Annotated in this window: 18 protein-coding genes; 11 read left to right on the forward strand and 7 right to left on the reverse strand. The window is 72.8% G+C overall.

Annotation, left to right across the window (positions count from 1 at the left end):
- Positions 1–3: 3 nt before the first annotated feature.
- Positions 4–516: an OmpA family protein gene (locus tag FFT10_RS05615; RefSeq protein WP_137731793.1), complete on the reverse strand. Its 513-nt coding sequence runs from the start codon at positions 514–516 to the stop codon at positions 4–6.
- 121 nt (positions 517–637) lie between these two features.
- On the opposite strand from FFT10_RS05615, the gene FFT10_RS05620 reads away from it, so the two are divergent.
- Positions 638–2242 carry a gamma-glutamyltransferase family protein gene (locus FFT10_RS05620; RefSeq protein ID WP_137731794.1) on the forward strand — a complete coding sequence of 535 codons (1605 nt, stop codon included), beginning with the start codon at positions 638–640 and terminating at the stop codon, positions 2240–2242.
- 94 nt (positions 2243–2336) lie between these two features.
- Here the strand turns inward: FFT10_RS05620 and FFT10_RS05625 are convergent, their stop codons facing one another.
- Positions 2337–2981 carry a DedA family protein gene (locus FFT10_RS05625; protein WP_137731795.1) on the reverse strand — a complete coding sequence of 215 codons (645 nt, stop codon included), beginning with the start codon at positions 2979–2981 and terminating at the stop codon, positions 2337–2339.
- Positions 2982–3037: 56 nt separating this feature from the next.
- Between FFT10_RS05625 and mutL the strand changes: the two genes are divergently transcribed.
- The gene (mutL, locus tag FFT10_RS05630; RefSeq protein WP_137731796.1) at positions 3038–4930 is read left to right on the forward strand and encodes a DNA mismatch repair endonuclease MutL; all 1893 of its coding nucleotides are present in this window, start codon (positions 3038–3040) and stop codon (positions 4928–4930) included.
- Positions 4931–5036: 106 nt separating this feature from the next.
- Complete coding sequence (locus tag FFT10_RS05635) at positions 5037–6449, forward strand: vanadium-dependent haloperoxidase (protein ID WP_137731797.1); 1413 nt, start codon at positions 5037–5039, stop codon at positions 6447–6449.
- 22 nt (positions 6450–6471) lie between these two features.
- Here FFT10_RS05635 and FFT10_RS05640 read toward each other — a convergent pair whose 3' ends face one another.
- The gene (locus tag FFT10_RS05640) at positions 6472–7221 is read right to left on the reverse strand and encodes a tyrosine-protein phosphatase (protein WP_137731798.1); all 750 of its coding nucleotides are present in this window, start codon (positions 7219–7221) and stop codon (positions 6472–6474) included.
- Positions 7222–7253: 32 nt separating this feature from the next.
- On the opposite strand from FFT10_RS05640, the gene FFT10_RS05645 reads away from it, so the two are divergent.
- From FFT10_RS05645 to FFT10_RS05680, 8 genes are all read left to right on the forward strand, one after another.
- Positions 7254–8045 (forward strand): pseudouridine synthase, encoded by a 792-nt coding sequence (locus tag FFT10_RS05645; protein ID WP_137731799.1) that lies wholly within the window; start codon positions 7254–7256, stop codon positions 8043–8045.
- Between the two features lie 47 nt (positions 8046–8092).
- Positions 8093–9307 (forward strand): MFS transporter, encoded by a 1215-nt coding sequence (locus FFT10_RS05650; RefSeq protein ID WP_228026968.1) that lies wholly within the window; start codon positions 8093–8095, stop codon positions 9305–9307.
- Positions 9304–10275 carry a tRNA (adenosine(37)-N6)-dimethylallyltransferase MiaA gene (gene miaA / locus FFT10_RS05655; protein WP_137731801.1) on the forward strand — a complete coding sequence of 324 codons (972 nt, stop codon included), beginning with the start codon at positions 9304–9306 and terminating at the stop codon, positions 10273–10275. Before FFT10_RS05650 ends, miaA begins: the two co-directional genes overlap by 4 nt.
- A gap of 62 nt (positions 10276–10337) precedes the next feature.
- Positions 10338–10994, forward strand: coding sequence for an ABC transporter ATP-binding protein (locus FFT10_RS05660; protein WP_137732071.1), 657 nt, complete (start codon positions 10338–10340; stop codon positions 10992–10994).
- 100 nt (positions 10995–11094) lie between these two features.
- A complete protein-coding gene (locus FFT10_RS05665) occupies positions 11095–12414 on the forward strand; it encodes an AAA family ATPase (RefSeq protein ID WP_137731802.1) in 1320 nt (439 codons plus the stop codon).
- A gap of 1 nt (position 12415) precedes the next feature.
- Positions 12416–13294, forward strand: a complete 879-nt coding sequence (locus FFT10_RS05670; protein WP_137731803.1) for a DMT family transporter — start codon at positions 12416–12418, stop codon at positions 13292–13294.
- A gap of 118 nt (positions 13295–13412) precedes the next feature.
- Positions 13413–14051 carry a DVUA0089 family protein gene (locus tag FFT10_RS05675; RefSeq protein WP_137731804.1) on the forward strand — a complete coding sequence of 213 codons (639 nt, stop codon included), beginning with the start codon at positions 13413–13415 and terminating at the stop codon, positions 14049–14051.
- Positions 14051–14563, forward strand: a complete 513-nt coding sequence (locus FFT10_RS05680) for a hypothetical protein (RefSeq protein ID WP_137731805.1) — start codon at positions 14051–14053, stop codon at positions 14561–14563. The genes FFT10_RS05675 and FFT10_RS05680 overlap by 1 nt, the downstream gene beginning before the upstream one ends.
- On the opposite strand, the gene FFT10_RS05685 is transcribed toward FFT10_RS05680, so the two are convergent.
- Genes FFT10_RS05685 through FFT10_RS05700 form a run of 4 tightly spaced genes read right to left on the reverse strand, consistent with a single transcriptional unit; the run spans position 14550 to position 17429 of the window.
- Positions 14550–15512, reverse strand: a complete 963-nt coding sequence (locus FFT10_RS05685) for a tRNA-dihydrouridine synthase (RefSeq protein WP_137731806.1) — start codon at positions 15510–15512, stop codon at positions 14550–14552. The genes FFT10_RS05680 and FFT10_RS05685 overlap by 14 nt on opposite strands.
- A 34-nt stretch (positions 15513–15546) precedes the next feature.
- Positions 15547–15900: an AzlD domain-containing protein gene (locus FFT10_RS05690; RefSeq protein ID WP_137731807.1), complete on the reverse strand. Its 354-nt coding sequence runs from the start codon at positions 15898–15900 to the stop codon at positions 15547–15549.
- A gap of 3 nt (positions 15901–15903) precedes the next feature.
- Entirely contained in the window at positions 15904–16638 is a 735-nt protein-coding gene (locus FFT10_RS05695) for an AzlC family ABC transporter permease (RefSeq protein ID WP_137731808.1), read from the reverse strand.
- On the reverse strand, positions 16635–17429 hold the full coding sequence (locus FFT10_RS05700) for an N-acyl homoserine lactonase family protein (RefSeq protein ID WP_137731809.1): 795 nt from the start codon (positions 17427–17429) through the stop codon (positions 16635–16637). The genes FFT10_RS05695 and FFT10_RS05700 overlap by 4 nt, the downstream gene beginning before the upstream one ends.
- Positions 17430–17431 lie beyond the last annotated feature (2 nt).

The following is a 17431-nucleotide window of genomic DNA, read 5'->3' on the forward strand; positions in this document are numbered from 1 at the left end:
GCCTCAGTCGACGAGCCGGATCTCGACGCGGCGGGCCTCGTCGGCCGGGCCGTCGACGGCTGTCTGCTCGGGCTTGCGCAGTGCCACGCGGGCGGCGTCCACACCCTGCGAGGTGATGGCCGCGCGCACGGCCTTGGCGCGGTTCTTGGCCAGCTCGTGGTTGACGGCAGGGTCGCCGCTCGGGTCATGGAAGCCGGCAATCACCAGCTTCTTGCCGGGATTGGCGGCCAGCGCCTGCAGCACGGGCGCCAGCGCCGCGGTGGCATCGGCCGGCAGCTCGGCCTTGGCCACCTCGAAGAACAGCTTGCCGACGATCTCACCGGCCAGCGGGCCTTCGATCAGCACATCGACCACCACGGCCACGGCCGGTGCGGCAGCCGCAGCCGGCGCGGGCGCCTTCTTGGCCTGCATGGCGCGGAAGCCCAGGCCGAAGATCAGCCCGAACAGCAGCAGCGTGATGATGCCCAGCACCACCCACAGGCCCACGCGGGCGCCATCGTCGTTCTCGTCCATCATGGTGTGGTTCCCTCGTCGCGCCGCGTGGTCGCGGGCTGGTTGATGCAAAACCCGGCATTCTGCCAGCGCGCACTGTGCCGGCAGAATGACAGCGCCCCCCAACCCCGCACCGGAGCCCCGCATGATCCACACCCACACCGCCCTGGGCGGCATGGTGGTCGCCCCCCACCATCTGGCTGCCCAGGCCGGCCGCGACGTGCTGCGCGACGGCGGCACCGCGGTGGAGGCGATGGTGGCAGCGGCCGCCACCATCGCCGTGGTCTACCCGCACATGAACGCCATCGGCGGCGACGGCTTCTGGCTGATCCATGATCCCGCGCAAGGCAGCGCCCCGCCGCTGGCCATCGATGCCTGCGGCCCCGCCGCCGCGGCGGCCGACATCGGCTGGTATGCCCGCCAGGGCCACACCCAGGCCATCCCCAGCCGCGGCCCGCTGGCCGCACTGACGGTGGCCGGCACCGTGGGCGGCTGGGCCCGGGCCCTGGCCAGCACCGCCGGCTGGCAGGCGCCGCTGCCGCTGGCCCGGCTGCTGGCCGACGCCATCCGCCATGCCGAGCAGGGCTGCACCGTCAGCGTCAGCCAGCACGGCCTGAACCACCAGAAGCTGGCAGAGCTGCGGCCCCAGCCTGGATTTGCCGACACCTACATGCCGGGCGGCACCGTGCCGGCGGTGGGCAGCCTGCTGCGCCAACCGGCGCTGGCCGCCACGCTGCAGGCCCTGGCCCAGGACGGGCTGGACAGCTTCTACCGCGGCACGCTGGCCGCGCGCATCGCCGCCGGTCTGGCCAGCGTGGGCAGCCCGGTGACGGCCGCCGATCTGGCCGCCTACAGTGCCCTGCTGGTGGCGCCGCTGCGGGTGCAATTGCAGGAGGCCGAGGTCTTCAACCTGCCGCCGCCGACCCAGGGCCTGGCGGCGCTGCTGATCCTGGGTTTGTTCGACCGGCTGAGCGTGCAGCAGGCCGAGGGCTTCGACCACCTGCACGGCCTGGTGGAAGCCACCAAGCAGGCCTTCCTGGTGCGCGACCGGGTGGTGACCGACCGTGGCCGCCTGCCGGCCGACCCGCAGAGCTATCTGGAACCTGGTGCGCTGGATGCGCGGGCACGCCCCATCGACATGCAGCGCGCCCTGCCCTGGCCGCAGCCGGCGGCACCGGGCGACACCATCTGGATGGGTGCCATCGACGGCCAGGGCCGGGCGGTCAGCTTCATCCAGAGTGTCTACTGGGAATGGGGCTCGGGCGTGGTGGTGCCGGACACCGGCATCTGCTGGCAGAACCGCGGCATCAGCTTTGCGCTGGATCCGAAGGCGCTGAACCACCTGCAGCCCGGCCGCAAGCCCTTCCACACGCTGAACCCGTCGCTGGCCCGCTTTGCCGATGGCCGGGTGATGCCGTACGGCACCATGGGTGGTGAGGGCCAGCCGCAGACCCAGGCCGCGGTCTACACCCGCTATGCCCGTTTTGGCCAGCCGCTGCAGCAGGCGGTGAGCGCACCGCGCTGGCTGCTGGGCCGCACCTGGGGCGACGTGTCGACCAGCCTGAAACTGGAGCCACGCTTCGACCCGTCCCTGGTGTCACAACTGCGCGCTGCCGGCCACACGGTGGAACTGGTCGCCGATGCCTTCAGTGACACCATGGGCCACGCCGGTGCATTGGTGCGCCATCCCGACGGACGCATCGAGGGCGCCTTTGATCCACGCAGCGATGGGGCAGCGGCTGGTTGGTGATCCGGCAACTTTGGGCTCGTAGCGGTCTTCGGGTTCTGCGCGATCGCGCTGAAGATGGCGAACCGGCAAGTTCCGCAACGAGCCCGCAGCAGCCTCAAGCCACAGCCGCACGCCGCGCCTTCCAGGCGCCGAAGATCGCGATCAGGCCGGGGATGATGATCATGGCCCAGATGATCTTGCTGAGGTTGGCCTGCACCCAGGGCACGTTGCCGAAGACATAGCCAGCCGTCACGAGGCCGACCACCCACAAGATGGCGCCGGTGATGTTGTAGAAGCTGAACTTGCCGCGGCTCATCTCGGCCACGCCGGCCACGAAGGGCACGAAGGTGCGCACGAACGGCATGAAGCGCGCCAGCACCAGCGTGATGCCGCCGTACTTCTCGTAGAAAGCATGGGCCTGCTCGAAGGCGCGGCGGTTGAACCAGCGGGAGTCCGGCCAGGCGAAGACCTTCGGGCCGAAATAACGGCCGATGCTGTAGTTGACCTGGTCGCCCGCCACCGCGGCCACCAGCAGCAGGGCCATCACCAGCGGGTAGTTCAACAACCCGGCACCGGCCAGCGCACCCACCACGAACAGCAGCGAATCACCCGGCAGGAAGGGCATCACCACCAGCCCGGTCTCGACGAAGATGATCAGGAACAGCAGCGCGTAAACCCAGCCACCGTAGGCGTCGACAAATTCTTTCAGGTGGCGGTCGACATGCAGGATGAAGTCGACCAGGGTCATGATGGCGTCCATGGCGGCGGATTATCCGGGGCCGGGATGACGCGCCACCCGCCCCGGATAATCCGGTCATGACATCGGCCACTGCCCCGCGTCGCATCCAGGCCCTGCCCGATGCGCTGATCAGCCAGATCGCTGCCGGCGAGGTGGTGGAGCGGCCCGCCTCGGTGGTGCGCGAGCTGGTCGACAACGCGCTGGACGCCGGCGCCACACAGATCACCGTGCGCCTGCTCGCTGGCGGCGTGCGCAGCATCGTCGTCGAGGACGACGGCAGCGGCATCCCGGCCGACCAGCTGGTGCTGGCGGTGCAACGCCACGCCACCAGCAAGATCGCCAGCCTTGACGATCTGGAAGCCGTGGGCACCATGGGCTTCCGCGGCGAGGCGCTGGCCGCCATCGCCTCGATCGCCGATCTCAGCCTGGCCAGCCGCACCGCCGATGCCGCCCACGCCAGCCGGCTGGATGCCCGCAGCGGTGAGTTGCAACCCGCCGCCCGCGCCACCGGCACCAGCGTGGAAGTGCGCGAGCTGTTCTTCGCCACGCCGGCACGGCGCAAGTTCCTGAAGACCGACGCCACCGAGCTGGCGCATTGCCTGGAGGCCGTGCGCCGCCACGCCCTGGTGCGGCCCGAGGTCGGCTTTGCCGTCTGGCACGAGGGCAAGCTGGTGGCGCAGTGGCGCCGCGCCACCGGCGGCGGCCCGTCCCAGGCCGCGGCACAGCGCATCGCCGACGTGCTGGGCGCCGACTTCATCACCCAGAGCCTGCCGGTCGACCTGCACCTGGGCCCGGTGCATGTGCATGGCCGTGTCGGCCTGCCCGATGCCGCCCGCAGCCGGCCCGACCAGCAGTACGCCTATGTCAACGGCCGCTTCGTGCGCGACCGCGTGATCACCCACGGTGCCCGCGCCGCCTACGACGATGTGCTGCACGGCAACCGCCAGCCCAGCTGGGTGCTGTTCGTCACCATCGATCCGCTGCGGGTGGACGTGAACGTGCACCCGACCAAGATCGAGGTGCGCTTCCGCGATGGCCGCGAAGTCCACCAGGCGGTGCGCCACGCGGTGGAGGAAGCGCTGGCGCCCTCGCGCGCGCCGGCCGTGGCGGCCGCCCTGCAGCCGGCTCCGGCCGCCATGCCGTTCGCCGACCTCCCTGACGACTTCAACGGCGGCGGCACGGCCACGGCGCCGGCGCGCCCGGTCTGGGCGCCGGCGGTGGCCGGCGGGCAGGTCCGCCTCGGTCTGCAGGACCTGGCCGTGCTGTACGCGCAGGAGCCGGCGCCCCGCTGGCCTGGCGCCGACGCACTGGCCGGCGCGACAACCGTGCCGATGCCCGCTGCCGCGATCTCCGCCAACCCGCCCGCAGCCGCCGAGGCGTGGCCACTGGGTCGCGCCCTGGCCCAGCTGGCCGGTGCCTACATCCTGGCCGAGAACGCCCAGGGCCTGGTCGTGGTCGACATGCATGCCGCGCACGAGCGCATCGTCTACGAGCGTCTCAAGGCCGCCCAGGGCGACGGTGCCGGTCAGGCCCTGCCCAGCCAGCCGCTGCTGATCCCCGCCACCTTCGCCGCCACGCCCACCGAATTGGCCGCAGCCGAGACCTGCGCCGACGCGCTGGCCGCCCTGGGCCTGGATGTGGCGCCGCTGTCGCCGGGCGTGCTGGCCGTGCGCGCCCGCCCGGCCGCCCTGCCCGACGCCGACCCGGTGGCGCTGGCCCGCGCCGTGCTGGCCGAGCTGGGCGAAGTGGAGGCCAGCCGGGTGGTGCAGCGCGCCCGTGACGACCTGCTGGCCACCATGGCCTGCCACGGTGCGGTGCGCGCCAACCGCCAGCTCACCCTGCCCGAGATGAACGCCCTGCTGCGCGACATGGAACGCACCGAGCGGTCCGACCAATGCAACCACGGCCGGCCCACCTGGCGGCAGCTGACGTTGCGCGAACTCGACACCATGTTCCTGCGCGGGCGCTGAATCGGCATCAACCGCCGAAACGCGGGATTCGCGGTATCTGACAAACATGCCATAAACGGTGAGATGGAGTGCCAGCCCTGGCCCTCCGCTGTCCAGGGTCACCCGCATGCACCGTCGCGACTTTTTCACCCGCACCGCGGCCGCAGGCGCCGCGCTCGCCGCCACAGGTCCGGCCCATGCCACCAGCACCCCCAGCATCGTGGTGCAGTGGAACCGCGTGATGCTGCAGGCCGTGCAGAACACGGTGATGCCGGTGACCATCGCCGCCCGGTCGCTGGCCATGGTGCACGAGGCCATCTACAACGCCTGGGCCCACTACGACGCCTGGGCCTACTTCACCCAGCCCGGGCTGTCCAGGCGCTTGGCGCTGGAATGGAACAGCATCAACAAGCGGGTGGCCATCAGCCATGCCGCCCACGGCGTGCTGACCGAGCTGTTCCCCACCCAGGTCTCGCTGTTCGATCCGCTGCTGCAGTCCAGCATCAGCGACGCCTGGCTGTCGCTGGGCGGCTTGTCGGCCGGCTCCGTCGGCCGCAATGTGGCGGGCAAGGTGATCGCGTCGCGCAACAACGACGGCGCCAACATGCGCGGTGACCTGGCCGTGGGCGCCTACAGCGACTGGACCGGCTACCAGAGCGTCAACACGCCCGATCTGGTGACCGACATCGACCGTTGGCAGCCGCTGCGCCTGCCCAATTCCGCCGGCGTCCTGACGGTGCAGAAGTTCCTCACCCCGCACTGGGGCCGGGTGCGGCCATTCGCGCTGAGTTCGGGATCGGTCTTCCGGCCATCGCTCAGCCCCCGTGGCGCCACCCAGGCCGAGATCGACGAGGTCCTGCACCTGAGCGCCACGCTGGATGACCGCAGCAAGGCGCTGGGCGACTTCTTTGCGCAGAACCCGGGCGCCGTCACACCGCCCGGCCAATGGCTGCAGATCGCCGAGCAGGTGTCGCAGATCGACTGCAACGACCTGGACCGCGACGTGAAGTTGTTCTTCACCACGTCCCAGGCCGGTCTGGACGCCAGCATCGCCGCCTGGGATGCCAAGCGCTTCCACGACCAGGCGCGGCCGGCCTCGGTGATTCCGGTCCGCTTCCGCGGCCAGTCGATCCGCGCATGGGGCGGCCCGGGCAAGGGCACGCAGACCATCTTAGGCGAGAACTGGATTCCCTGGCAGCGGCCGTCCAACCGCTCACCGCCGTTCCCTGACTTCGTCTCCGGCCACAGCACCTTCAGCGCCGCCTGTGCCACGGCGATTGCCCGGGTGCGCGGCAGCGATGTGATCACGCTGACTGCCACCGTGCCCAAGGGCGCCTTCCGCACCGACCCCGGCCTGCCGGCCACGGACATCACCTTCGTCTGGCGCTCGCTCAGCGAGGCGGCCGACGCTGCCGGCTTCTCGCGCCGGGTGACCGGCATCCACTGGGAGCGCAGCGACCTGAGCGGCCGCGCACTGGGCCGCCAGGTGGGCACCGCAGTGGCCAACAAGGCGCTGGAACTGATCGACGGGCCCTGGTGAGCCCCCAACTGGGGCTGGCCGCTCAGGCCGGCTGCAGGTAGCGCGCCCGCAGCGCTGCCAGTGCCGCCGGGCCCAGGCCCAGGCGCTTGTCCAGGTAGGCCGGCAGGCCGCCTGGCTGGGCGTCGATGGTCTGCAGCGCGGCCTGCAGAAACATGTCGTCCACCCGCCACAGCACCTTCAGCACCTCGATCGGGGTCTCGGTCTGCGGCAGCGCCGGATGGCGGTAGTGCTGGTTGGTCAGCAGGTAGTCGGCCAGCACCACGTCACGCGGCACGCCCAGGGCCAGCAGGATCAGCGCGGCGGCCACGCCGGTGCGGTCTTTCCCGGCGGTGCAGTGGAAGACCACCGGCGCCTGTGCGTCCAGCAGGTGGGCGAACAGCTCTTCAAAGCGGTGGGCCTGGTCCAGCACCAGGGCGCGGTACAGGTCGGCCATCAGGTCCTGCACCACCGGCACCGTCACGCTGCTGCCGGCAGCCGCCAGCGCCTGCAGGCGCTGCACCACCGTGGGCTCGATCGACAGCGGGTGCTGCACGGCACCTGGCAGCTCGTAAGGCGTGGCGGCGCGCTCGGCCACGCCGCGGAAGTCGAAGCTGCGGGCAATGCCCAGCGCCGCCAGCTGGGCGCGGTCGGCCTCGGTCAGCGCGCCGAAATGGTCGCTGCGGAACAGCCGGCGCCAGCGCAGCGGGCGGCCGCCGTCACCGGCATAGCCGCCCAGGTCACGGAAGTTGCTGACGCCTTGCAGCGGGATCAGACGGTCGGGGTGGTGGGGCATGGGCTGGATTGTGGCGTGGTCCAATTGCCGCCATGAGTACACAGCAATCCGGGCCCGACGCGCCGCAGGGCGACGGCGTGCGCCTGTCGAAGGTGATGGCCGAGCGTGGCCTGGCTTCGCGCCGCGAGGCCGATGAATGGATCGAGGCCGGCTGGGTGCGGGTGAACGGCCAGGTGGCCGTGCTGGGCCTGCGCGTGGCGCCCGATGCGCGCATCGACATCGACCCGCTGGCGCGCACCCAACAGGCGCAGCGGGTCACCGTGCTGCTGAACAAGCCGATCGGCTATGTCTCGGGCCAGGCCGAGGACGGCTACCAGCCGGCCGTCACCCTGGTCACCGCCGGTAACCGCTGGGCCGAGGACAAGACACCGCTGAAGTTCCACCACGGCCACCTGCGCAGCCTGGCACCGGCCGGCCGGCTGGACATCGATTCCACCGGCCTGCTGGTGCTGACCCAGGACGGCCGCGTGGCCAAGGCGCTGATCGGCGAGGACAGCCCGGTGGAGAAGGAATACCTGGTGCGGGTGCGGCCGCTGCGGCCGGCGCCGCAAGGCGAACCCTGGCTGAACGGCGAGGCCATGCGCGCCCTGCACCACGGGCTGGAGCTGGACGGCCGGCGGCTGAAGCCCGCGCGGGTCAGCTGGGCCAACGAGGACCAGCTGCGCTTCGTGCTGCGCGAGGGCCGCAAGCGCCAGATCCGCCGCATGTGCGAGCTGGTGGGCCTGGAGGTGACCGGCCTGAAGCGGGTGCGCATCGGCAGCGTGGTGCTGGGCAAGCTGCCGCCCGGGCAGTGGCGCTACCTGCGGCCCGACGAGCGCTTCTGATGCCGGCGGCCGATTCCGCATCGGTGCCGGGCGCGCCGGTGGTCCGCATGTCCCATGGGTTCGCCGCCATGGTGCTGGCCCTGCTGATGGGCCTGCAGCCGATCACCACCGACCTGATGCTGCCCGCCCTGCCCGCGCTGGCGGCCGATCTGCAGGCGCCGATGGCGCCGGTGCAGCTGACGATGTCGGCGCTGATCCTGGCCTTCGGCCTGACCCAGCTGGTCTGGGGCCCGGTGGCCGACCGCTTCGGCCGCCGGCCGGTGCTGCTGCTGGGCCTGGCGCTGTACACCACGGCCAGCGTGTTCGCCGCGCTGGCCGACAGCGTGGGTGCGGTGGTGCTGGGCCGGGCGCTGCAGGGCGCGTCGCTGTCGGCTGTGGTGGTGTGCGGCCGCGCGATGGTGCGGGATCTGTACGAGCCGCAGGAAGGCGGCATGGTGATGGCCCGGGCGCTGACCGGCATGGGCGCGCTGGCGATTGCCAGCCCGCTGATCGGCGGCGCGCTGGTGGCCGGCTTCGGCTGGCGCGCTGCGGTGGCCGGCATGGCAGTGGCCGCTGCGGCCACGGGTCTGTTCGTCGCGCTGAAGGTGCCCGAGACCGCGCGCCACCGCCATGCCGATGCCACCCGCCCCGGCCCGCTGCTGCGGCAGATCGGCGCCACGCTGCGGCACCCGGGCTTCCGGGCCTGGGCCGCGCTGGTGGGCTGCACCTACGGCGGGCTGTTCATCTTCCTGGCCGGCTCGGGCTTCGTGCTGATCGGCGCGCTGGGCCTGTCGCCGGCGGCCGCCGGCGCGGTGATGAGCGCCTGCGCCGTGGCCTACATCGCCGGCACGCTGCTGTGCCGGCGCTGGATTCCGCGGCTGGGCCTGGCGGGCTCCGTCGGCCGTGCCGCCTGGATCACCCTGGCCGCCTGCGTGGCCCTGGTGCTGCTGGCGCAGCGGCGTGATCCGTCCGTGCTGGCGGTGATGGCGCCGGTGTGCCTGTACGCGCTGGGCCACGGCGTGCACATGCCCTGCGGCCAGGCCGGCGTGGTGGGGCCGTTCCCGCGGGCCGCGGGGCTGGTGTCGGCGCTGGCGGGCTTTGCGATGTCGGCCGTGGCCTTCGGCATCGGCCTGTGGCTGGGCCAGGCGCTGGCGCCCGGGGCCGCCGGCGCCGCCGGCACGGTCCGGGCCTTTGCACTGGGCATGGCCGCTGCCGCGCTGGCCACGGTGGGCGTGGCCTGGACCCTGGTGCACCGCCACGGCGACAGGCTGCAACCGGCATGACACGCCCGGCGGCGATCCCCCGCGCGATTGGCATCGCCGGCCCCACGGCCAGCGGCAAGAGCGCACTGGCCCTGGCCGCGGCCCAGCGCTGGCCGGTGGAGATCATCAGCGTCGACTCGGCCCTGGTCTACCGCGGCATGGACATCGGCACCGCCAAGCCCAGCGCCGCCGAGCGCGCCGCCGTGCCGCACCACCTGATCGACGGCATCGACCCGACACAGGCCTACTCGGCCGCGCAGTTCTTGGCCGATGCCACCCGGCTGGTCGCCGAGATCGCCGAGCGCGGCCGCACCGCGCTGCTGGTGGGCGGCACCATGCTGTACTTCAAGGCCCTGGCCGACGGCCTGGATGCAATGCCGCCGGCCGATGCCGCGGTGCGCGCCGCGCTGGACGCCCGCGCCGCCGCCGAGGGCTGGCCGGCGCTGCATGCCGAGCTGGCCAGCGTCGACCCCGCCACCGCCGCCCGCCTGCCGCCCGGTGATGCCCAGCGCATCCAGCGGGCGCTGGAGGTGTTCCAGCTGACCGGGCGGCCGATCTCTTCCTTCCACGGCACGGGCCGCAGCACCGGCCTGGCCCTGCCGCTGCTGGCGCTGGAGCCCGGTGACCGCGCCTGGCTGCATGGCCGCATCGCCGAACGCTTCGACGCGATGCTGGCTGCCGGATTCATCGACGAAGTGCGCGCCCTGCGCGCCCGCGGCGACCTGCACCCAGACCTGCCTGCGATGCGCTGCGTCGGCTACCGCCAGGCCTGGGCCGCGCTGGAGGCCGACGGCGACGCGCTGGCCCCTGGCAGCCCGGCCTGGGGCGCGCTGCGCGACCAGGGCATCGCCGCCACCCGCCAGCTGGCCAAGCGCCAGCTGACCTGGCTGCGCGGCATGCAGCGCACCGTGGTGACCTGCGATGCGCCCGATGCCACAGCCCAGGGCCTGGCCGCCATCGGCCGCCTGCTGCAAGGAGATGGCGCATGACCGCCGCGCTGCAGGTGCAGGGCGGGCGCATGACGGCGGCGCTGCAAGTGCAGGGCGGGCGCATGACGGCAGCCCTGCACTTGCAGGGCCTGGTGCGCCGCTATGGCGACACGCCAGTGTTCGCCGGTGTCGACCTGACGCTGGCGGCCGGTGAGTTCGTCGCGCTGCTGGGTGAATCGGGCGTGGGCAAGAGCACGCTGCTGAACTGCATCGCCGGGCTGGATGCGGCCGATGCCGGCACCATCACCGTGGCCGGCACTGCCGTGGGCGGCCTGGCCGAGCCCGACCGCGCCCGGCTGCGGCGGGAGCACCTGGGCTTCGTGTTCCAGGCCTTCCACCTGCTGCCGCACCTGAGCGTGGCCGAGAACGTGGCCCTGCCGCTGCTGCTGCTGGGCCGGCCCGACGATGACCGGGTGCAGGCCCTGCTGACGGCGGTGGGCCTGGGCGGCCTGGGCGGGCGCAGCCCGGCGCAGCTGTCGGGCGGGCAGCTGCAGCGGGTGGCGCTGGCCCGCGCCCTGGTGCACAAGCCGGCCCTGATCCTGGCCGACGAGCCCACCGGCAACCTCGACCCCAGCACCGCCGAGCGCATGCTCGACGTGCTGGTGGCCCAGGTGCGCAGTGAGGGCGCGGCCTGCCTGCTGGTCACCCACTCGGCCGCCGCGGCCGCACGGGCCGACCGCGTGCTGCGCCTGACCGCCACCGGCATCGTGCCGGGCTGAACCACGGCCAGAATCACGCCATGCTGCCCCCACGCTCTCTTCGTTCGCTGCCCCCCGAGGGGGCTGTCAGTCCCTTCGGAACGGCCGGGCGGGACTGACGATGCCCACCCCCGCCCAAGCCGAGGCCCTGGCCACCCTGCTCGACACCCAGACGCCGCTGGTGGTGGTCGAGACGCATGAAGAGAAGCGCCTGGTCGCGCTGGCCGACGCGGTGGCCCGGCGCAGCCAGCGCGCGCTGTGGGCCTGGTCGGCCAGCAAGGGCCTGCGCGGCCTGCACGGCATGAAGCTGGCCCTGGTGGGCCAGGCGGTGCCCGTGCCGCCCGAGCTGGCACCCTGGTCCAGCCGCTTCGCGCTGGAGGCGATGACGCCGCAGCGGGTGCAGCAGATGTTGCGCGAGGAGATCAGCCGCCAGCGCCTGCGCGCCGGGCAGGACGTGACCGGCTGCGCCCGCACGCTGGACAGCCTGCAGCGCCACCTCGCAGGCCTGCCGGAATCGGCGGTGCGCCACCTGGCCCGGCTGGCGCTGGGCGATGGCGAGATCACCACCGCCGACCTGGCCCAGGTGCTGCAGGCCAAGCAGGCCTCGCTGGGCGCGGCCGAGCTGCTGGTCTTCGAGCAGCAGCTGCCCACCATGGACGAGGTGGCCGGCCTGCAGGCCCTGAAGCGCTGGCTGGCGCTGCGCCGCGCGCCGCTGCTCGACGGCACCGACACCGGCCTGCCACCGCCGCGCGGCGTGCTGCTGCTGGGCGTGCAGGGCGCCGGCAAGAGCCTGGCCGCCAAGGCCACGGCGGCGGCCTGGCAGCTGCCGCTGTTCCGCATGGATTTCGGCGCGCTGTACGACAAGTTCCAGGGCGAGAGCGAGCGCAAGCTGCGCGAGGCCCTGCGCATGGCCGACAGCATGCAGCCCTGCGTGCTGTGGATGGACGAGATCGAGAAGGGCCTGGCCGGCACCCAGGGTGATGGCGACGGCACCGGTGCCGCCCGCCGCCTGCTGGGCACGCTGCTGACCTGGATGGCCGAGCGGCGCAGCCGCGTCTTCCTGGTGGCCACCGCCAACGACATCGAGGCCCTGCCGCCCGAGCTGCTGCGCAAGGGCCGCTTCGACGAGATCTTCTTCATCGACCTGCCGGGCGAGGCCGCCCGCGCCGCGCTGCTGCGCATCCACCTGGGCAAGCTGAAGATCGTCTGCGGCGAGGCCGAGCTGCCGGCCCTGGTGGCGGCCAGCGCCGGCTTCTCGGGCGCCGAGGTGCAGGCCGCCGCGGTGGCCGCCCGCTACGAAGCCCTGGCCGCCGGCCGTGGCGCGGTGGCCGCCGACGTGCTGGCCGAGCTGCGCCGCACCCGGCCGCTGTCGGTGACACGGGCCGAGGCCCTGGCCGCGCTGCGCGCCTGGGGCGCCGAGCGCGCCGTGGCTGCCGATTGACATGGTGGCCGCGCCCCACCTGCTGCGCACGGCTGCCCTCACCTGTCTGGCGTTGCTGGCCTTTGCCGGCAACAGCCTGCTGTGCCGGCTGGCCTTGAAGCACACCGCCATCGACCCCGCCAGCTTCACCAGCATGCGCCTGGCCTCGGGCGCGCTGGTGCTGGCGCTGCTGGTGGCCTGGCGCGGCCGCGGCCGGCCCGGCGCGGGCGCGCCCTGGGCGGCCGGCGACTGGACGGCGGCGCTGGCGCTGTTCGTCTATGCCGCGGGTTTCTCCTTCGCCTATGTCAGCCTGAGCGCGGCCACCGGGGCGCTGCTGCTGTTCGGCGTGGTGCAGACCACGATGATCGGCTGGGGCCTGTGGCGGGGTGAGCGGCTGCGGCCGCTGCAATGGTGGGGCCTGGCCGCCGCCAGCGCCGGCCTGGTGGCGCTGCTGCTGCCGGGGCTGGCCACGCCGTCGCTGTCGGCCGGGCTGCTGATGGGCAGCGCCGGCGTGGCCTGGGCGGTCTACACCCTGCGTGGCCGCACCGCGGGTGGTGATCCGACGGCGGTGACGGCCGGCAACTTCATTCGTGCCACGCCGATGGCGCTGGTGGTGAGCGCATTGCTGGCCGGCCAGGCGCGCTGGGATGGCGCTGGCCTGGGGCTGGCCATCGCCTCGGGCGCGCTGGCCTCGGGCGCCGGCTATGCGGTCTGGTACACCGCGCTGCGTGGGCTGACCGCCACCCGCGCGGCCATCCTGCAACTGGCGGTGCCGGTGCTGGCCGCCGGCGGCGGCGTGGCCCTGTTGGGCGAACCGCTCACGCCGGCGCTGCTGGGCGCCTCGCTGGCGGTGCTGGGCGGGGTGCTGCTGGTGATCCTGGCGCGGGCACCGGCGCGCTGACACCATCATCCGAAGAGGGGATGCGTGTCCCCTGGATGCAGGCCGCCTCGGCGTTGCGGCGCAGTCCCTTCCTCCCCACACTCCATCAGCGGCCACATCGGACGCATGGAGCCACGACATGTCGCACACGTCTCTTCGGCACCTGGCCACCCTGGGCCTGGCCGCCATGGGTGGGCCGGTGCTGGCCAGTGTCATCACCTTCACTGGCGCGCTCGGCGACAGCACCAACACGGCCCTGGTGGCGTCTGACCTGGGGGCGGCGCAGTTCACCGACGACGCGGCCGTGGCCAACAACGTGGCCCTGCACGCACTGCATCTGGCCGTGGGCGGCCAGGTCCGGATCGAGAGCACCGGCCACGCGCTGGGCGGCATCGACCCCTACGTCACGCTGTTCAGCGGCACCAACCCGGCCACGGCCACCTGGCTGGACTCGAACTACCTGCAGGCCTTCAGCGTGGGCGGCGACTTCATGCTGGCCCCGGTGCTGACCGCAGGCGACTACCTGCTGGCCATCGGCGTCTTCGCCAACATGTCGGTGGCCGAGAACAGCGGCGGCGTCCTGTCCGATGGCTTCACCGGCCTGGGCGTGCCGCTGTACCTGGGCGACAGCCGCTATGCCCTGCGCATCACCTTGCCCGACACCGGCACCGTGCCCGAGCCGGGCAGCGCCGTGCTGGCCCTGACGGCGTGGCTGGCTGCCGCCGCAGCCCGCCGGCACCGCCGCGCCCCTGCCCAGACCACCCAAGGAGACCGTTGATGACACAGCACCGCTTCCCCATCCGATGCCTGCGGGCCGCGCTCGCCGTGGCCGCAGCCAGCCTGCTGGGCGCGCTGCCCGCGCAGGCACAGACCCGCGCCGCCCTGGTGCAGTCGATCGACGAACCAGGCCGCAGCCCCTTCCAGGAAACCCTGTCCGACCTGGGCTGCCGCACCACCACGGTGTGCAGCTTCAACTTCAGCACGGTGCCGGCAGGCAAGCGCCTGGTGGTCACCCACATCGCCGGTTATGTGGACACTGGCGCCGGCACCCTGCCCAACGGCTTCTTCCAGTCCAGCTTCGGCGGCTCGGGCTATGCCACCCTGCCGTTCACCGGCGTGCGCGGGCCCAGCAGCGCCCTGGGCGTGCGCATCTTCATCAACCACGATGTGCTGGCCTTCTTCGGCCCTGGCGAAAGTCCGCGTGGCGTGTACCACGTCAACGGCTCGGGCGACACGATGTCGGGTGGCGCGCTGATGATGGTGACGGGCTACTACGTCAACCTGCCCTGACCGGCGCCGCCGGCCCGAACAGCGCCGCCTGCACCGCGGCAGGGTCGGTGATCGGTCGCACGGTGTCGAAGGCGGCCTGGGCCTCGGGGTAGCGGCGGCGCAGCAGGTTCAGCCACTGCTTGAGCCGCCCGGCGCGGTGGCGCGGTGCGGCCTGCAGGGCCACCAGATCCCAGAACCGGGCCAGCCCGGGCAGCAGCTCGGCCCAGGTCACCAGGTGCGGCGGTGCGCCGTCGGCCGCACGCAGGGCCCAGGCCAGGCCGGGGTCGGCCACCTGGCCGCGGCCCAGCATCAGGCCGTGGCAGCCGGATTCGGCCCGCGCACGCTGGGCATCGGCCACCGTCCAGATCTCGCCGTTGGCAATGACCGGGATGGCCACGGCCGCGCGGATGTCGGCCACCTTGTGCCAGAAGGCCGGCGGCCGGTAGCCCTGCAGCTTGGTGCGGGCATGCACCACCAGTTCACCCGCGCCGCCGGCGGCCAGGGCCTGGGCGGCGTCGATGCGGCCGTCGTCGTCGCGGTGGCCCAGGCGCATCTTGGCCGACACCGGCAGGTGCGCCGGCACCGCCCGCCGCACCGCGGCCAGGATGTCATGCAGCAGGTCGGGCTCGTCCAGCAGCACCGCGCCGCCGCGGTGGCGGTTCACCGTCTTGGCCGGGCAGCCGAAGTTCAGGTCGATGCCCTCGGCACCCAGCTCGGCCAGGCGGGCGGCGTTGTCGGCCAGGCAGGCCGGGTCGCTGCCGAGCAGCTGGGCCCGCACCGGCGTGCCGGCACGGGTGCGGCTGCCGTGGCGCAGCTCGGGCATCACCCGGGTGAACACCTTCTCGGGCAGCAGCTGGTCGGTGATGCGGATGAACTCGGTGACGCAGCGGTCGATGCCGCCCACCGCCGTCAGCACCTCGCGCAGCGGATGGTCGAGCAGGCCCTCCATGGGCGCGAGCAGGATGGTCATGGGGCGCGCAGTGTCGCTGGTCGGCAGCCGCCGGTCATGGCCGCAGCGGCCCTGCCAGCAGGAAGGTGCCGATGCCCGCCAGCAAGCCCCACAGGGTGCTGCGGGTGGCCCGCACCACCGCCACCAGCACCAGCGCCGACAGCAGCCGTGCATCGGTGGCCACGGCCCAGAGCGGCTGCGGCTGCTGCCAGGCGGCGGGCAGCTGGCGCGTCACCTCGGGCACGGTGATGGCCAGCAGCGCCACCAGCGGTGCGTGGCGCAGCGCCTGCTCCACCCGGCCGCGCGGCTGCCAGCGCCGCGGCAACAGCACGAAGAAGCTGCGCGCGCCCAGCGTCACCAGCGCCAGCAGGCCGATCAGCAGCCACAGTTCGAGCGGGCTGTAGTGCATGGGTCAGCCAGCCTGCTCCGGCTGCGCCTGTGGTGCCGCCGGCGGGCGGGGCGACATCCACAGCGCCGCCGCCACGCCAGCCAGCACCGCGGCAAAGGTGCCCAGGCGGTGCGGCCAATCGGCGGCCGCCACGGCCACCGCCACGCTGGCCACGGCGGCCGACCAGGCGGGCCGCCCCTGCAGCATCGGCACCGCAAAGGCCAGCAAGGCGAGCACGGCCAGGAAGCCCAGCTCCGGCCCCAGCGGCAGCAACGACGCCAGCGCGATGCCCAGCACCGAACTGCCACACCACACCGCTGCGGTCACCAGGTTGGCGCCGTTCAGCAGGGCCACGCGCTGCACCAGCGTCCCGCGGGCCTGGGCCTGCATCAGCACGGCCAGCGGCCCGTCGATGGTGAGGAAGCAGGTGCCCAGCCGCAGCGGCAGCGGTACCCGCGCCAGGTGGCGCGACAGCACCGCGCTGTAGACCACGAAGCGCAGGCCGGCCAGCGCGGCGGCCAGCACCATGGTCAGCACCGCGGTGCCGGTGGCCATCAGCGGCAGCACCGCCAGCTGCGAGGTGCCAGAGTAGACGATGAAGGTCATGCCCAGCGATGTCGCCAGCGCCAGGCCCAGCTTGACCATGGCCACGCCGGTGACCACGCCCCACACCGCCACGGCCGGCAGGCTGGGCAGCGCCGCCCGCGCGCCCGCCGCCAAGGCGGCGCGGCGGGCCGGATGCCGGCGCCGGCGGCTCACCGCGCAGCCGCGGGGAAGGCAGGCAGCTTGTCGATGTCGCGCGGGTCGTGCTGGATGATCACCGTCGCCTTCAGGTTCTTCTGGATCTCCTGCATGCGCTGGATCGAGGCCAGGGTCTGCGCCCGGTCGACATTGAAGCCGGGCACGCCGAAGCCGGTGTAGTTCTCGATGAAGTGCACCGCATCGCCGCTCAGCAGCACCGGCCCCATCTCCTTGAGGCGCACCAGCAGGATGCTGTGGCCGGGCGTGTGGCCGGGCGCGCGCAGCACCACCACGCTGCCGTCGCCGTACACGTCCTTGTCACCGGTCAGCGGCTCGACCTTGCGCTTCTCGGCGATCCACTCGGCAAAGCCCTTGACGTTGGCACCGGCCATCGGCGGGGTGGCGGTGATGCCGTCCCAGTCGCCCTTGCCGATCAGCAGCGTGGCGTTCTTCAGCACCGCCAGCTGGCCGGTGTGGTCGGCATGGAAGTGGCTGATGCCCACATGCTTCACATCATCGGGGTTGACGTTGGCCTGCCTCAGCAGGTCGGCCAGCGGCTTGTTGGTGGCGTTCGGCGTCGAGCCCGGCAGGAAGCCGGTGTCCCAGACCATCACGTCGCTGCCGCGTCGGATCAGGTAGCAGCTGAAGGTGAAGGGCCTGCTCGTCTCGGTGTAGGCGAAGGTGTCGGTGAAGCGCCGCGGGTCGTTGGTGCCGCTGCCGCAATCCAGCCGGGTCAGCGTGACTTCCTGCGCGACCGATGCGAACGACAGCAGCAACGCGCCCATTGGCAACCAATGTCGGAAGGGCATGG

Source organism: Pseudaquabacterium pictum (assembly GCF_005403045.1).
Lineage (GTDB): Bacteria > Pseudomonadota > Gammaproteobacteria > Burkholderiales > Burkholderiaceae_C > Pseudaquabacterium > Pseudaquabacterium pictum.

Coding starts and splice junctions, on each gene's coding strand:
- FFT10_RS05640 (WP_137731798.1), bottom strand. CDS start 7,221: ATGCCCCACCACCCCGACCGTCTGATCCCGCTGCAAGGCGTCAGCAAC.
- FFT10_RS05645 (WP_137731799.1), top strand. CDS start 7,254: ATGAGTACACAGCAATCCGGGCCCGACGCGCCGCAGGGCGACGGCGTG.
- FFT10_RS05620 (WP_137731794.1), top strand. CDS start 638: ATGATCCACACCCACACCGCCCTGGGCGGCATGGTGGTCGCCCCCCAC.
- FFT10_RS05635 (WP_137731797.1), top strand. CDS start 5,037: ATGCACCGTCGCGACTTTTTCACCCGCACCGCGGCCGCAGGCGCCGCG.
- FFT10_RS05665 (WP_137731802.1), top strand. CDS start 11,095: ATGCCCACCCCCGCCCAAGCCGAGGCCCTGGCCACCCTGCTCGACACC.
- FFT10_RS05615 (WP_137731793.1), bottom strand. CDS start 516: ATGATGGACGAGAACGACGATGGCGCCCGCGTGGGCCTGTGGGTGGTG.
- FFT10_RS05685 (WP_137731806.1), bottom strand. CDS start 15,512: ATGACCATCCTGCTCGCGCCCATGGAGGGCCTGCTCGACCATCCGCTG.
- FFT10_RS05680 (WP_137731805.1), top strand. CDS start 14,051: ATGACACAGCACCGCTTCCCCATCCGATGCCTGCGGGCCGCGCTCGCC.
- FFT10_RS05660 (WP_137732071.1), top strand. CDS start 10,338: ATGACGGCAGCCCTGCACTTGCAGGGCCTGGTGCGCCGCTATGGCGAC.
- FFT10_RS05625 (WP_137731795.1), bottom strand. CDS start 2,981: ATGGACGCCATCATGACCCTGGTCGACTTCATCCTGCATGTCGACCGC.
- FFT10_RS05675 (WP_137731804.1), top strand. CDS start 13,413: ATGTCGCACACGTCTCTTCGGCACCTGGCCACCCTGGGCCTGGCCGCC.
- FFT10_RS05650 (WP_228026968.1), top strand. CDS start 8,093: ATGTCCCATGGGTTCGCCGCCATGGTGCTGGCCCTGCTGATGGGCCTG.
- FFT10_RS05690 (WP_137731807.1), bottom strand. CDS start 15,900: ATGCACTACAGCCCGCTCGAACTGTGGCTGCTGATCGGCCTGCTGGCG.
- miaA (WP_137731801.1), top strand. CDS start 9,304: ATGACACGCCCGGCGGCGATCCCCCGCGCGATTGGCATCGCCGGCCCC.
- FFT10_RS05700 (WP_137731809.1), bottom strand. CDS start 17,429: ATGCCCTTCCGACATTGGTTGCCAATGGGCGCGTTGCTGCTGTCGTTC.
- FFT10_RS05670 (WP_137731803.1), top strand. CDS start 12,416: ATGGTGGCCGCGCCCCACCTGCTGCGCACGGCTGCCCTCACCTGTCTG.
- mutL (WP_137731796.1), top strand. CDS start 3,038: ATGACATCGGCCACTGCCCCGCGTCGCATCCAGGCCCTGCCCGATGCG.